Origin of the sequence: Pengzhenrongella sp. (genome assembly GCF_036565025.1) — a bacterium.
Taxonomy (GTDB): domain Bacteria; phylum Actinomycetota; class Actinomycetes; order Actinomycetales; family Cellulomonadaceae; genus Pengzhenrongella.
In genome coordinates this window covers 1-14,329 of sequence record NZ_DATCNW010000092.1, presented here as the reverse complement: position 1 = coordinate 14,329, position 14,329 = coordinate 1, and the positions used below count along the sequence as shown (strand labels likewise).

Annotated in this window: 12 protein-coding genes and 2 riboswitches; of the genes, 3 read left to right on the top strand and 9 right to left on the bottom strand. The window is 67.7% G+C overall.

The window, feature by feature from the left end; genetic code table 11:
• Positions 1-97: 97 nt before the first annotated feature.
• Complete coding sequence (locus VIM26_RS05120; RefSeq protein ID WP_331949274.1) at positions 98-640, bottom strand: hypothetical protein; 543 nt, start codon at positions 638-640, stop codon at positions 98-100.
• A gap of 969 nt (positions 641-1,609) precedes the next feature.
• On the opposite strand from VIM26_RS05120, the gene VIM26_RS05115 reads away from it, so the two are divergent.
• The gene (locus tag VIM26_RS05115; protein WP_331949273.1) at positions 1,610-1,858 is read left to right on the top strand and encodes a hypothetical protein; all 249 of its coding nucleotides are present in this window, start codon (positions 1,610-1,612) and stop codon (positions 1,856-1,858) included.
• Between the two features lie 2,946 nt (positions 1,859-4,804).
• On the opposite strand, the gene VIM26_RS26980 is transcribed toward VIM26_RS05115, so the two are convergent.
• The 8 genes from VIM26_RS26980 to VIM26_RS05080 form a co-directional block, all read right to left on the bottom strand.
• Positions 4,805-5,239 carry a DUF3040 domain-containing protein gene (locus VIM26_RS26980; RefSeq protein WP_414696446.1) on the bottom strand — a complete coding sequence of 145 codons (435 nt, stop codon included), beginning with the start codon at positions 5,237-5,239 and terminating at the stop codon, positions 4,805-4,807.
• A complete protein-coding gene (locus VIM26_RS05110; protein WP_331949272.1) occupies positions 5,236-5,589 on the bottom strand; it encodes a DUF190 domain-containing protein in 354 nt (117 codons plus the stop codon). The genes VIM26_RS26980 and VIM26_RS05110 overlap by 4 nt, the downstream gene beginning before the upstream one ends.
• Before the next feature lie 142 nt (positions 5,590-5,731).
• Positions 5,732-6,970: an MFS transporter gene (locus VIM26_RS05105; RefSeq protein WP_331949271.1), complete on the bottom strand. Its 1,239-nt coding sequence runs from the start codon at positions 6,968-6,970 to the stop codon at positions 5,732-5,734.
• Between the two features lie 19 nt (positions 6,971-6,989).
• Positions 6,990-8,258 carry a phosphopyruvate hydratase gene (eno, locus tag VIM26_RS05100; protein WP_331949270.1) on the bottom strand — a complete coding sequence of 423 codons (1,269 nt, stop codon included), beginning with the start codon at positions 8,256-8,258 and terminating at the stop codon, positions 6,990-6,992.
• 257 nt (positions 8,259-8,515) lie between these two features.
• The gene (locus VIM26_RS05095) at positions 8,516-10,063 is read right to left on the bottom strand and encodes a MutS-related protein (protein WP_331949269.1); all 1,548 of its coding nucleotides are present in this window, start codon (positions 10,061-10,063) and stop codon (positions 8,516-8,518) included.
• On the bottom strand, positions 10,060-11,628 hold the full coding sequence (locus VIM26_RS05090; RefSeq protein WP_331949268.1) for a MutS-related protein: 1,569 nt from the start codon (positions 11,626-11,628) through the stop codon (positions 10,060-10,062). Before VIM26_RS05090 ends, VIM26_RS05095 begins: the two co-directional genes overlap by 4 nt.
• Positions 11,629-11,760: 132 nt before the next feature.
• Positions 11,761-12,111 (bottom strand): phosphatase PAP2 family protein, encoded by a 351-nt coding sequence (locus VIM26_RS05085; protein ID WP_331949275.1) that lies wholly within the window; start codon positions 12,109-12,111, stop codon positions 11,761-11,763.
• Between the two features lie 361 nt (positions 12,112-12,472).
• Positions 12,473-13,351 carry a hypothetical protein gene (locus VIM26_RS05080; protein ID WP_331949267.1) on the bottom strand — a complete coding sequence of 293 codons (879 nt, stop codon included), beginning with the start codon at positions 13,349-13,351 and terminating at the stop codon, positions 12,473-12,475.
• Between the two features lie 8 nt (positions 13,352-13,359).
• Positions 13,360-13,436: riboswitch (Fluoride riboswitch) on the bottom strand.
• 43 nt (positions 13,437-13,479) lie between these two features.
• Positions 13,480-13,557: riboswitch (Fluoride riboswitch) on the top strand.
• Between the two features lie 103 nt (positions 13,558-13,660).
• Here VIM26_RS05080 and VIM26_RS05075 point away from each other — a divergent pair.
• Both VIM26_RS05075 and VIM26_RS26975 read left to right on the top strand, forming a co-directional pair.
• A complete protein-coding gene (locus tag VIM26_RS05075) occupies positions 13,661-13,822 on the top strand; it encodes a hypothetical protein (protein WP_331949266.1) in 162 nt (53 codons plus the stop codon).
• 34 nt (positions 13,823-13,856) lie between these two features.
• Positions 13,857-14,066 (top strand): DUF2180 family protein, encoded by a 210-nt coding sequence (locus VIM26_RS26975; protein WP_414696445.1) that lies wholly within the window; start codon positions 13,857-13,859, stop codon positions 14,064-14,066.
• The last annotated feature ends 263 nt before the right edge of the window (positions 14,067-14,329 follow it).

The window sequence follows — 14,329 nt, the reverse complement described above, 5'->3', positions numbered from 1 at the left end:
CCGGATACCTCATCGAAGGAGCCCGGACCAACGGCTGGACAGCCGCGCTCAACCAGCTCGAACTGCTCTACCCCGACCGCCTCGCCGGCCACGTCAACTAAACCAATGACCGCCACTTACACAGAAAACTTGACAGGCCCGACCCGGCCGACGCGCTGGCCAGGACGAGCGTCTCCTTCACCGCGTCCGGCAGCACCTGGTAGTCCAGGTCGACCCCGGGCAGCACCTTCGGGTAGTCCAGCCCCGCCGTCCCGTCCTTCGTCGCCACGGATGTCGTCGAGGGGGAGGCCAGCCCGAACTTCACGTCACCGGACGCGGTCGCGACTGCGAGCGAGGACGACGTCGCTGAGGATGTGAACCGCGGGCGCAGGGCATGCAGGCCCACTCCCCAGGATCCGTCGGAGGCCTTCGCGACCGAGGTGTCCACCGGTGCGAGCGCACCCTTGGCGTCGGGGATGTTCCGGCTGAAGTTCGAGGACTCCAAGACCTGCGTCCCGTTCGGGTTCACGAACGTGGACGTCGTCGGGGTCCGCATCCCCGAGACCTCGACCCGGTGACCCAGCTCCGCGGCGGCGACGCCGGCCGAGAACACGTCGGGGCGCTCCTGGACGTCCAGCCGGGCGGGCGCGGGAGCAGTCACTGCAACCGGCGCAAGGTCAGCCGTTTCGGGTGCGGCCGCCGCCGGTGAACCGGCCACCATCACGGAAAATGCGGCCACCGCCGCCACCGTCGGCACGCCCCGACGCCACGAATTTGGCGCACCAAAAAGGCCTGTCAGAGAAGTCATGGTCCCGCCCCGCGTCGAAGACTTCCCTGTCCCCCACACCCCACGGCACGCCCACCCCGACGCCGATCGGTATATACAGGCTGATGTCACGAAAAATGCGACGCGCGAAGAGTGCATCGGAGGCGATAACGAAGTCAACGTTCAGTAACGTGCATCACCCGAACGGGCTAATGCCGCGGGTTCGTCCGCGAACTCCTTCACGCGGACGCCGACGACGAGCACCTCGGCGACTTGCTGGGTAGACCCGACCATGGCCGCCGACTCAGCAGCCCCGCACACCACATGTTCCTTGGCGAAGCCGCAGCCGACCGCGAGAGAGGCGGTGCCCAAAACCGGAGCCGGCCGATGTCACGTCAGCCACCAGGACCGCCGCCGAGTTCGACGCGGCTCCGAGTTGGTTAAGGAGGCCACGGCGGCGTCCCGAGCCGGACAATGACTGACGTCGGCCCAACCGGCGCGGCCGAGGATTCGGACACGAAGATGAGGCACGGGCGCGGACACCGCCTCGCGAACACGCATCTCGCGAGGTCCCGTCACTGACGGGCCATCAAGGGCTTGCTGCTCTCCGCGCTGCATGGCGGCGGCTGGTCGGCGTGCTCTACGTATCGGTCGAGTACGTCACGACACTAACTGGAGGACGGCGCCGAGTCCGCGGCCAACCGCCGCAAGCCGACCCGGCTTGTCCGGTTCACACCGGTATATCCCATTTGTTTCGGGAACCCGACTTGGCCGTCTAGGACACGCCACGCCCTCTGGGAACTAGTCTCCTGACCTGCGAGAACACAAATCGCACCACACCTCGCGGTCACGGAATGCGATCGAGTGCACAGCACCCCGGCACCCGCCGGTGACTGCGAGGAGATCGTCGCGCGACTGCTCGCGGGAGTGCCGCGACAGGGTCGCACGCTGGTCGCGATCGACGGCGTCGAAACAAGCGGCAAGAGCACCCTCTCTGCGCACCTGGCGAATCGCATCGAAACGCGACCGGTGACCGTCTTGCACGTGGACGACTTCCTCAACCCCGCGGTGATCCGCCACGACCGGGGCCGACAGTCCGCAGACGGCTTCTAGCTCGACGCGTACAACTACTCTGAGCTCACCGATTGGGCGCTGAACCCGCCCCGGGCCAGTGTCGACGGCCTCTATCGACCGCCGTACGACAGAGCGAGCGGCAAGACGGCCCACCGGAACAGGTCCAAGCAAGCCCAGATGCGCTCGTGCTGATGCGAGCCCGGAGCACCCGCAAGTATCCGGCCGTACTTGGCGCGTAGGGCCGCGGCCTCCCATCGCAAACGTGACTTCCAGGGCATCGACAGTAGGAAGCCTGATAGCCCCTCGTGCGTGTCCTCACGCAACCCGCCGTCCGGCGTCCGTACCCGGTAGGTCGTGATGCCGCGGCCCTTGCCCACCTGGACGAGGCCGGCTACCGCTGCGTCAGTGATCGCTCGCACGACTTCGACGCTTTCCGGCGCGCGCGCAGAACCCACCCCCGGGTGCGTTGCCAAGCCCGACGGTGATCTCCTCCGCCGAGTGCACCCACCGCACCCCTACGGCGCCTTCGGCCACTGGGACGCACGTCCGCACGCTATTGAACGATACAACAGCTATGTGCGGGCAGCCCGGCGGCAAGGCGCGCGGTGGGAAGCGAGCGATCTTCCTTCGACGAGATCTCTACGGAAATGCGTCGCCTCGCCAGCGCTCTCACCGCCCGCCTTGCCGGCGTCGAGACCGTCGGACACGAAAGCACCGAGGACGCCGGTGTTGTCGAGAGCCTGTCTGCGACGAACAGAACGACACCCGCGACCCGGGCAACCCTTCCACGCGGAGATCCACGGACTATTCACAGCCCGCAGTTTGATTGGAGCCCACTCGTCTGTCGGTGCTCTCCTCACAGCACGGAGCCGATGCCCCTGAACGGAGCAGCAACGGGAGCGTCTGCGCTAGTTCATTATCGGCTGAAGCTGCCTCGAACCCCGCTATCTGCTTCTTGTGGCCGGCACCGACGCGACACCATTCCACTTCTTCGCAGAAACCACTGTCTCTTACTGGCTACGCTCCGCGCTCGACGGACTGAGCATCCGATATGGAAATTTCTGACAGGGGCTCGTCAAAAGGCTCTGGCGAACTGAACTCGGCACGTGCCGGTCTCTTCCCTGCCTCACTGGAATGCCCACGCGATGCTTCCAACGAGGATCAAGAGTTCCACGGGCCAACCGGACAAGATTCGATCTGTTCTCGTAGGCCACCGCTCGGGGGTAATAAACCATTGCAGACCATTGTACGCCAAACTAATCCACACGTACGAAGCAAAGGCCGCCCACGCTGCGCTGGCGTCACGGTCAAACGCCCAGAGGCCGCGCGCAATCACTGCGGTGACGATCACAAGAGGACCGCCCACAAACAACCATACGAAGAACCCCTCGCCGTAGTGGCTCTTACTACCGAACGCTGCGGACGGGTTGGCTGTCCAGTAGGACAACCACATGCCCCGATCGCTCAGTTCTCGGCGCCGCGAATCGTCTGGCAAATGTACGATGTCTCGTGGTTGCCTTGCCTCCTCCACTCGGAAGAGCGCGTACCGCGCACCTGTCGTGCAAATGCTGGTCGCCCATCGCATCGATGGAAGAACCGGACGACTTGGCTCCTTGCGCCGACGACGGGTCATGAATTACTCAGACAATTGCCGACAAGTGCTGTGACTTGCCAGACACATCGGCGCCCCGTCATTTTAGTGTTGCGCGGGAAAGTCGTACAATGATTCATTCTTCGAGCACCTCGTACATGCTATTCGGTCAAGTCACTTGTGCAACATGGTCGTCTGCTGCAGTCAAATCTCTTTGTGCGCAAAAATACACAGTCGGTGCGATCAGAGTCGTTTCAACCCGCGTCGGCCGGCTAGCTCAAGCGACACGTCGACCGTCGGAATTCTACGCGCCCTAGGCTCCCCGGATAGTACGTACAGGCTGTATCACCCAAAACGGGGACGCCCGGAGCGAGCGCCGAGGCGATAGGTAAGTCAACGATCCGCGGGACGCGTCACTTGAACGGGCCCGTGCCGCGGGGTCCGACCGTGTGTCCCATCATGCGGACGCCGACCACCAGCACGACTTCGACACCTGGCTGGGTAGACCAAACCGTGGCCGCCGATTCAACCGGTCCGATACCACATGTTTCTTGGCGAGGCCGTAGCCGACCGCGAGAGGAGGCGGTGCTCGCCGTTCGAGAAGACCAGCGAGGCCACGGCGGCGTCCCGAGCCGGGACAATGACTGATGTCGGCCCAACCGACGCGGCCGAGGATTCGGACACGAAGACGCGGCACGGGCGCGGACACCGCCTCGCGAACACGCAGGTCGCGAGGTCCCTTCACTGACGGGTCAGGTGAGATCTGACACTGTGCGACGGCCACGAAAGGGCACAGGCGGACCAGTCGCCGCCATGCGGTGCGGAGAGCAGCAAGCGCCCTTGCAGCGCCGTAGAACTGAACACCTACCGGTCGGCGCAACCGTCCACCGCTGCGCCTTTGGTGCGTGCCTGGATCCGAAAAGAGTCGAGCCTAGGACGATCTCGTGGCCGCAGCCGCAGGCGCACAGGTGCACGGTCGTCGTGATCCCCGAGCAGCCCGAGACCGGCGTGCGCTATGTATCGGTCGAGTGCGTCACGAGACTGGCTGGAGGACGGCGCCGAGTCCGCGGTCAACCGCCGAGCCAACCCGGCTTGCCCGGTTCACACCGGTATGTCCCATTTGTGTCGGGAACCCGACTTGGCCGTATAGGACACGCCACGTCGAATGGGCACTAGCGCCCTGACCTGCATGTTTGCAAATTTCAGGCCGACCGAGCAATGCGGGTGGGTAGTCGAGCGGAACCCGCCCCCGGATGAGGCCTCGTCGAACCCGAGCCGACCCGGAGGGGTTTTGCAGAGCCTAAGCCCGACTCAATGCCGCCTCGCCCTTCATCCGCCCGGTCTTGCCGCGCAGACCCCTAGCTCGCGGAGGCGCGTCAGCCCCGCCAGCAGTCCTAACCTTGGTGACGCACCCGTTTCATGGGATAGAGCAGGAACGGGAACACCAGGTACGCGGAAACCGTAAGTGCACCCACCTCAAGACGGGTACCTGCAGCGAGGAGCGCGAGATCGAGCAGGATGAGTCCCACGCTGGCTGAAACTGCCGGCCAGAAATGGGAATCGTGTGCGGTCCCGGACATCAGCCGGGCGAGCTGTGGGTCCGTGCGGTGGAGTTGGCGCGCAAGTTCCACGAGGGCGTCCTGCTCTGACCTGTTCAGACGCCGCGATTCTCCGTCGCTGGAGCGTGGTTCGGCAGAGTCGGTGGAATTGGCCGATGATTTTCGCGTGGTCGCATCGAATTGGCGTTCGTGACCGGCAGACTGGCTGCGGTCCCTACGGGAGCGGACTGCTGCTCCGACGGCGCGGAGCACGGCAAGCAAGGGCGTCATGTGCTGGGCGCCTGGGTCTGCAGGCCGAGGTAGCGGACGACCTCGACGGGGTCGAGGATGACCAGGCCGGCCCCGATGAGCTCGTCGAACTGCGGCAGGAACGCGCGGATGCGGTCTTCCGTGTCCACGATCGCGACCGTGACGGGGAGGTGCGCGCTGACCCAGAGCAGGCGCCTTGTGTGGATGTGGAGCGATGCGCCGAACCCCTCGAAGCCGCCGAATACAGCCGCGCCCGCGAGGCCCGCGGCGTGGGCTCGGTACCCGGTCTCGGAGTACAGCGGCCCGTGATGCCACTGGTCGGCGTCGCCGATGTAGACCGTCGGCCGGACCGCGGTGTCATCAGCCTTCATTGTCGTGGCCCTCCCGGATGAGACAACGAGCGGGAATAACGAAGCCTGAAGCCGATGCCGATCGCGATCGCGGCGGCAAAGTGCCGAACATGTGCCCGATGAGGCCGCGCGCCCACTCGGGAGAAGCCGGTCGACGGACCTCTCACTGTGGGCTACCTTCCGCGGAAGACGAGGTCGCCCGCGCCGTGATCAGAGCACCAGCGAATAGCGCCGCCATCATCCAAACCGCGGCGTAGCCGAACGCAACCGTCGGAGAGACAGTCGCCCACAGAACCCCGACGACGAGGGAGGCTCCGAGGTCGCCCACCGACTGGACCAGGCCGAGCACGCCATACCCGTTGCCGCGCAGATGGTCAGGGAGCATCAGGGCCACCATGGTTGACTCGGCAGTTTCGGCGAACCCGATGCCAAGTCCGGCCAGCAGGAAGCCTCCGAGCAGTACGGGCCAGGCCTGCTGGTTCCAGGCGAATACTGCGTAGGCGAGGACGTAGCACGCGGCTCCGGCGGCGAAGACCCGGCGCGGCTCGACCCGGTCGGCGGCGTGTCCTCCGGCGAGCGCCCCGATGGTCGCTGCTCCGTTGTGCGCGGCGTACATCAAGATCGCGACACCGGTCGCTGCCGTCAGGCTTCGTCCCCCTGCGTGAAGCAGGTTCGTGGCCCGCAATATAAGTAGCGTGGTCGCGACGTTGCCGATCTCGAAGAGGGCCACCGGGGCGAGAGCCCGGGCGAGGCCGGCGCGACGCAGTTCGCGCAGGTTGAACGAGAGGGTCCGCCGACCCGCGGCGGGGGCGATGGTCCGGCGGGCCTCGCGGGCGGCGACTGTGATGGCCACCGCCGCGAAGATCCCGGGGATGAACGCGAACAGGATCGTGTGCCGGATCCCGACCACACCGACGAGCGCGGCGGCGAGCAGCGGGCCGACGATCGCGCCGGCGTTGTCACCGGCCCGCTCGACCCCGGACGCCCGCCCGTACGCCTCCCGAGGCACAAGCGAGATCAGCAGCGTGTCCCGGGCCGGTGAGCGGATCCCGCGCGACATCCACGCAAGAGCCCGCAAGCCCGCGACCTGCCACACCGCGGTCGTCAGCCCGATCGCCGACGTCGCGATGGCGGTGAGCAGGTATCCGCCGGACGCGAGACGCGCGCGGCGGGCCGGGTCGTTGGACAACGGCCCGCCGGCGAGCTTGCTCAGGCCCGTCAGAGCGTCCGAGACACCCTCGATCGCGCCGAGCACCCCGGGCCCGCTGTGCAAGGTGGAACTCAGGAAGGTCGGAAGCACGCTGGTGGCCATCTCGTGGCCGGCATCGCTGAAGAACGAGGCGGCCCCGACGCTCGCAACTCCCTTCGTGAACCATCTTGGGCGCGTCCGGTCCGCCTTCATCGGAACGCCGACTCCTTGCTCAGACCAACCCGTAGGGCAGCTGGGTACTCGAGGCGATCTCGAGGAGGCGGTTGTACTTGGCGACGCGCTCGCCGCGCGCGGGTGCGCCGGACTTGAGCTGCCCACCGCCGGCGGCGACGGTCAGGTCGGCGATGAAGCTGTCGGCTGTTTCCCCGGAACGGTGGGACACCTGCTGGGTGTACCCGGCCTGGCGGCACAGCCGCATCGCCTCGAGAGTCTCGGTGACGGTGCCGATCTGGTTGAGCTTGATCAGCGCCGAGTTGCCGACCTTACGCTCAATGGCTTCGGTGATGATCGCGGGGTTTGTCACGAAGATGTCGTCCCCCATGATCTGCGTGGTGCCGGCGAGCCGGCTGGTCAATGCGGTCCAGCCGTCCCAGTCGCCCTCGGCGAGACCGTCCTCGATCGACCACACGGGGTAGTTGGCGACGATCGCCGCGTACCGCTCGATCATGTCGCCGCTCGTCAGGGCCTCCCCCGCCACGTGGTAGGCACCGTCGGAGTAGAACTCGCTCGCGGCGGGGTCCAGCGCGATCGCCACGCCCTGGCGGCCGGCGGTGTACCCGGCCGCCTCGATCGCCTGCACCAGCAGCGCGAGCACGTCCTCCGGGCGGGTGATGTCCGGGGCGAACCCGCCCTCATCTCCGAGCCCCGTCGCGAACCCCTTCTCCTGGAGCAGCCCGCGCAGCTTCGCGTACACGCCCGCGCCGGCGCGGACCGCCTCGGGCAGCGACGGCGCGCCGATCGGGGCGATCATGAACTCCTGGAAGTCGAGCGAGTTCGGCGCGTGCGCGCCGCCGTTGAGGACGTTGAAGTGCGGCACCGGCAGGCGCGGCGCGATCCCGGCGGGGTTGAGGTACTCGAACAGCTCGCCGCCCGTGGACAGCGCGCGCGCCAGTGCCATCGACACCCCGACGGTCGCGTTCGCGCCCAGGCGCGCCTTGTTGGCGGTGCCGTCAGCGGCGATCATCGCCGCGTCGACCTCCGCCAGGGACGACCATGTCCGTCCGCCAAGCAGGTCCTTCAGCTCACCGTTGACATTGGCGACCGCGCGGGTGACGCCCTTGCCGCCGTACCGGGCCGGGTCGCCGTCACGCAGCTCGACGGCCTCCCGGCTGCCGGTCGACGCCCCGGAGGGCACCCCTGCCCGGCCCGTCGCGCCCGAGCCCAGCCCGACGTCCACCTGCAGGGTCGGGTTGCCACGCGAGTCGAGGATCTCCAACGCGGACAGGCCGGTGATCGTGAACGTCGTGTCTGCAGTGCTCATCATGTGCTCCTCTCGAGACCGCCACCCGAGGTGGGCGACGGCAGTGACCTGAGGAGGACCGGGACGACCCGACCCCTGGAGGCCGTCGTCGGGATCACGGCAGTCTCCACCCTCGTGGCAAGACCAGGGACCGTTGGCGGCGACGTCGCCGCGGTTGAAGGTGAGCCCCACCACCGTGATGCGGCAACCCTATCGACGAAGTCGGTGCCGAGCCGGACGAACGTCCCAGGCTGCATTCTCCGAGGTGAAGGTGCTGGTCATCCCCGCCCGTCAGGCGACTGGCCGCTGCCGACCGCCGTCCTCGTCGAGGCCGCCGCGGGCCCGGCGAAGATGCGGTCGTACAGGTCGCGGCCGTAGCTGGTCGGCAGCGGCCGGCCTTCCATGACGCGGAACGTTCGCCGCCCACCAGGATGCCGCTCGGCCCGGAGGAAGAGCTGTCCGCCCTCGTGCCGCTCGTAGCACGATTGCGCGAGGTCGAACAGGTGGGTGACGAAGAAGACCTTGACCCCCGTCTCGAGCAGACCGCGGACGACCTGTCGCGCGATCTCCGACCCCTCCCGCTCGTTCGTCGCCGCGAACGACTCGTTGAACAACACCAGGGATCCGGGCACGAGCTGATCGACGATCTCACTCATCCGCTTCAGCTCCTCGTCGAGCTTCCCGCTGTTCATCGCGGAGTCCTCCTCACGCTTGTAGTGCGTGAGGATGCGGGTCCGGATATCGGCGGCGAACGACTCGGCCGGCACCTGCATCCCGGCCTGCATCATCAGCTGGGCGATGCCAACGCTGCGCAGGAACGTCGACTTACCACCCTGATTGGCGCCCGTGATCATCACGAGGTTCGTGCCCGGTGCCTCGACGTCGTTGCCGGTGACCCGCTCCTGCGAGCGCAGGCTGAGGCAGACGTCGTACAACTCCCGGCACATCAGGCCAGACTCACCCCGCAGCGGTCTCGGGGTGCACAGCGGCTCCCCCTTGCCTGTGAGGCGGGCGTCGACCCGCAGGCAACCGACGTAGAAGGCCAGCTCGCGGCGCAGCATCAGGAAGAAGCTGAGAATGTGATCGACGGACTGCGCGAGGGCGTTGGCCGCCAGGTTGATTCCCCGGTCGCGCAACTCCCCCATCGCCCGCGCTCCGGCCTCGTCCCGGTCAGAGATCCGGAAGGTGTACGAGATGCGACTTTCGCCGGAAAGCGCACCGAACCACGTGCGCTTGGTTTGCCCAGGCCTGCGCAGGACATAGTTGATGCCGTTGTTGCCCGTCCCGAGCTCGGCGCTGACCAGCACACCGCGGCGGAACTCGAGCTGTTTGAGGTGTGCGACCACCGACTGGAAGTAGTCGTCCGAGAGCTCGTCGGCGATCATCCGGAAGAACCGGGTGAAGCCGTCCGACTGGAAGTCGGCTCCGTGCTGGTCCGCCAAGTTCCGCAACCGCGTGAGCATCACCACGAAGTGCTGCATCGACTCCACGGACCGGAACAGGGTCGACGACGGCGTGGTGAAGATGCTGCGGTAGAACTTCCGCTCGCCGACGATCGCCTCCAGGGCGAGGTCGTACATCTCGCGGACGATGTCGGGCCGCGCCTCGCAGTCGGCGAGCACGCGCTGGCGGTATCCGATCTCGTCCGGCTCTGGCAGGCCGATGAGGATGACCCGGCGGGCGACGTCAGCGACGAAGGCGTCGCCGCCGGCCATGGCCTCGAACAACGTGTCCAGGCCGAGATCGTGGGTCAGGTCGTCAGCATTGGCGGGCAGGTCGGCGCCCATGTCGAAGTCCTTGCCAGTGTGCAGGAGGAAGACCTTCATCGCGGTATCCGCTCCGTCAGTGCCGCGTAGCCGAGCCGGTACTTGTCGGCGATGGCGACGGCGTAGGAGAGCCCATCGGCGGGACGGCGGGCGATCGTGAAGGTCCGCACGGTGGGATCGTCCGGGAGCACGGTGCTGACCATGCTGACGGTCGACTCGCCCAGCCGGGTGAGCTCATCGACGAACGTGACACACACGCACAGGGCGTCGAGGGCGATGATCTTCTCGAGCACCCTCGACCCCAGGAAGATGGCGTCCTGCAGGCTCGTGGACGTGAAGATCTCGTTCATGATGATGATGCTGCGCGGCGTCGCCTGCTCGAGGATCGAGTGGATCCGCAGCAGTTCGTCCTGCAGTTTGCCGACGAGGTCCTGGAGGTTCTCCTCGCGCTCGAAATGGGTGAATAGCCGGTCGAACAGGAAAAGGCGCGCCTCGCGGCCCGGCACCAGGCACCCGAGGGCCGCCACGTAGTGCAGCTGGGCGAACATTCGAGCGAAGGTCGTCTTGCCGCCCTGGTTCGGTCCGGAGACGACGATGATGCGCTCCGAGCCCTGCAGGAAGATGTCGTTGCGCACGACCGGTGTCGGCCCGTGGACCAGCTTGTTCGCCAGCGCGATGTCGAACGTGTCGCGGGCGAAGACCTCCTTGGAGTCCGCGCTCACCTGCGGGTAGCAGAACTCCAGCCCGGCCCGCTCGAGGTGAGCGACGAACTCGAGGACGGCGAGGTAGAACTGCACCTCCCGGTCGAACGCCGCGATCGTCGGGTCGAGGAAGTCGTGGTGGCGAGCACGGAACGCCGTCAGGCCCGCGAACGGCTCCGGGTACAGCAACGCGACAAGGTCCACGACGCCCGCCTCGACGTGGTTCATCTCGCCGCCGGTCGACAGGTTGACCCGGTAGTCCTTGACTGCGCCCTGCTTGAACCGGTCGAACGTGGCCAGCACCTCGGCGCCGTGGTCGGCCTCCCCGTCGTATCGGCTGACCTTGATCCGGCCTCCCCGGAAGTGCAGCGTGTAGCGGACCTCGGCCAGGTCGCTCTTGAGGCCGCGGGTCTGCGCGACGAGGCCGGTAAAGCCGGAGTTCGCGGCATACGCCGACAGGAACTCGCGGAAGGAGCGCAGTCCCCGGGATGCGAGCTCCGCACGATCCAGGTCCCGCACGAACGAGCCCACGGCCTCGCCATAGAGCTCGGCGGTGTCTAGGAACCAGCTCTCCTGTTGACGTGGGTAGTGAAGCTTCGCCGCCTGCTCGAGGCCGGCGCGCACGGCCCGCATCGTCGTCGCGAACTGCGCGACCGCGCCCGCGACCTCGGATCGCTCCAAGTCGCGAAACACGGCCTGGCGGTAGGCGACGGCGTCGACCGTGTGCAACGGGAGGTAGAAGAACGGGGTCAGGTCGTACTCCTGGCGGCCCGCCATGATCGCTTCGACGACCTGACCGAGGTTCAGATCCGCGAAGGACGGGGGCTCGGCGCGAACGTCCGGCGGCGGTTCGTCGAACAGGATGCTGTGAAATGGCGTGCGAACAGGGGCGAGCGTTCGCATCTCGGACGGGCTCGGGCTCAACTGACGCTCCTTCCACGCGTCGTGCGTGTCAGGGACCGTCAGCGGCAGATGCCGCGGCTACGTGGGCGAGCCCCATCGCCCGGTCTCAGTATCCCTCGTCTCCCCGCTTCAGACCAGGGAGGAACCAAGCGGTCACCACAGGTTGCCCAGGTGCGCCGCGCCGATCCGGGTCGCCCCGCATCGTCTGAGCAGTCCCGGGATCTCGCTCCAACCCACCGCGAACGCCCAGCCGCCGAGCACGTCGGTCAGCCAGTGCACGCCGAGGTAGACCCGTGACAGTCCGACGACGACGGCGAGCGCGACCAACGGCGCCGCCGACTCCGCTCGCAGCCCGCGCAGCGTCACGATCGTCGCGAGAGCACTCGCGGTCGCATGCTTGGAGGGAAAGCTGGCACCGTGCGGAGTCGTACGCCACAGGCTCTCGGGTGGCCTTTCACGCGCGACGGCATCGGAAAGCGCTCTGCGGGCAGCGAGGCCGGCCAGGGCCGTCCCGATCTGCCCTACCGACCCGCGTGTCGCCGCGACGGCCGAGCCCGACCAGGACGACGCTCGCGATCGAGAGCGCCACCCCGGGAGCCCCGAGCACGCTCAGCCCACGTGCGCACGCGAGCGGGAGACCACTGCGAGGTGAGCCCGCCACGATCGTCGCCCCCCACGCGTCCAGTCGGGCCGGCCGTGGTCGCCGAGCCCGGCGCGCCAAATCTGCCACCGCCACCGAACACGCCAGAAGGCGCAGCGCCGGGCCGACCCGATGCGCGCAGGCGTCACCGAAACCGGCCCGAGTACGGTTCACAGCCAGGACCTCCTCCCGGGCGACGGCCGGGAAACAGCGACCCGAAGATGGTCATCGATCGGCTTCGGAGGTGTCAGCGTCGCGGGCGGCATGGGCGCTCGTGAGCTTGAGTGGCAGGCTCCAGCCCGCGAACCAGCCGAGCGCCTCTATCCAGGAGGCGTTCTCCTCCGGCGTGGCGGAGGGGCCGTTCTTCGTCATCGTGCGCAGGAGCCCGATCATCGACACGTGCGTCTGGTCCAGCGCGGCGCCCACATGGCGCGCCTCGGCCGGGGCCAGGGGCCGCGCGCCGAGGTGCACGCGACAGAGCAGCCCGGGCCCAGCGCCCGCCGTGGCCTCCCCGCGAGCGTCGTCCCCGGGGAGCTCATCGACGCATTCGGGGCAGGCCCTAGGACGCCAGATGGGTTCGGTCTCGTGGCACCATCGCGCGGTCCAGGTCGCGGCGTTCGCCTCGACCGTCGATCGACCCAGGTCGAGCCCCCCATACCCGCGCATGGCGGCATCCCGGTCGGCCAGCCCCGGCAGGCCGGACCCGGTCGCGGTGTCGACGAGCACGTCGCAGATCCGGCAGGAGTCCGTCGGCACGACGAGCCCGCGGAGGTCACGGGTCCAGGGCGCGTGCCGGGTGCGCAACCGGTGGGCGACGTCATCGGCGAGGGTCTCGTACAGGACGCAGACGTCGAAGGGCTGGTGTCCGCCGCGGTCGCCCGCGCCGTGGGTCCAGAGCTCGATCTCGACCTGGGCGTAGCCCCAGGAGTGCCGCGCGCACAGGCCCATCGCACGGCGCAGGTGCTGGCGGATCCCGCCGATCATGATGTCGCCGTGCAGGAACGCCCAGAGCTCGCGGACCTCGCGTTGCGTCAGGGCGGCGTCGGTCGGCGGGGTGGCGCCAGCCACGGTCGGGGCGACCAACCCGCCCTCGTCAGCACTCACACGGACCTCCTGCCGGAGGAACCATCAGCCGTTGCGGCGGTTGCGGTGTCTGACGACCTGGGCGGGATCCATCGCCTCGGTCCAGGTTACGCGCGCCCTGCCTGACCTGCCAACGGACTCGCGCTACCATCACCAGCGGTGATGGAACCCGCCTGAATCGCAGTCAGATTCGAACCGCCAGACCGGCTGATGGCTCCTGCCCCGTAATCGACACGGGCGGGTGAGCCATGCCACGACCCATTCACGCCGCGACCCATCGAGCTGCCCAGCTCCCGATGGGTCGCCGAGCGGTCCGCCCGGACCCACTTCGTGAGCGAATTCATCGGGACCTCGTCGTCGCGCAAGGCAACTCCCCCTACGCGCCGCGGGTTGGCCGCCCTCGACTCGCCGGACACGTCCGCCATCGAGGAGCGCACGACCACCAACGCCGAGGCCCTCCCGGTCGCCGACGAGGCAGGCACCGAGCAATGACCGTCCGCATTCCCCGAAAACGGAAGGCCCGACCGTGAACTGCGTCGACTGCGAGACCATCCTCCGCCGGAACACACCCGCGATCGCGGTGTGCACAATGTGCGGTGCCGGCCTTTGCACGGAGCACGCACTGACGCCTGCACGTCACGACCCGGCTCAGGCATCCGGCGGCCGGCCGCAGAGCCGGGGACACGCGTCTCTGCTCAGCTGCTACGCCTGCTCGATCCTTGGCTCGCACGGTTGAAGATGTGCCGGGACCGGCTGACGGAAGTCAGCCGCGAACGGGCTGCTAGGGCGTTGACCACGACGACCCCGCGAGCAAGGCGATGAGCATGTAGGCGTCCAGCCGCGCGGACCGCGTCCTGCGCGCGGACACTCCGATGGACTCACCCCGGTGCGGACCCCGGGTGCGGCCCGAGTCGTTTGAGGCTCGGGCCGCACGCGTTCAGTGCGCGAGGGATCTCAGGCGAGTGACTTCGTAGGGACGGCCATGACCCAACTCAGACC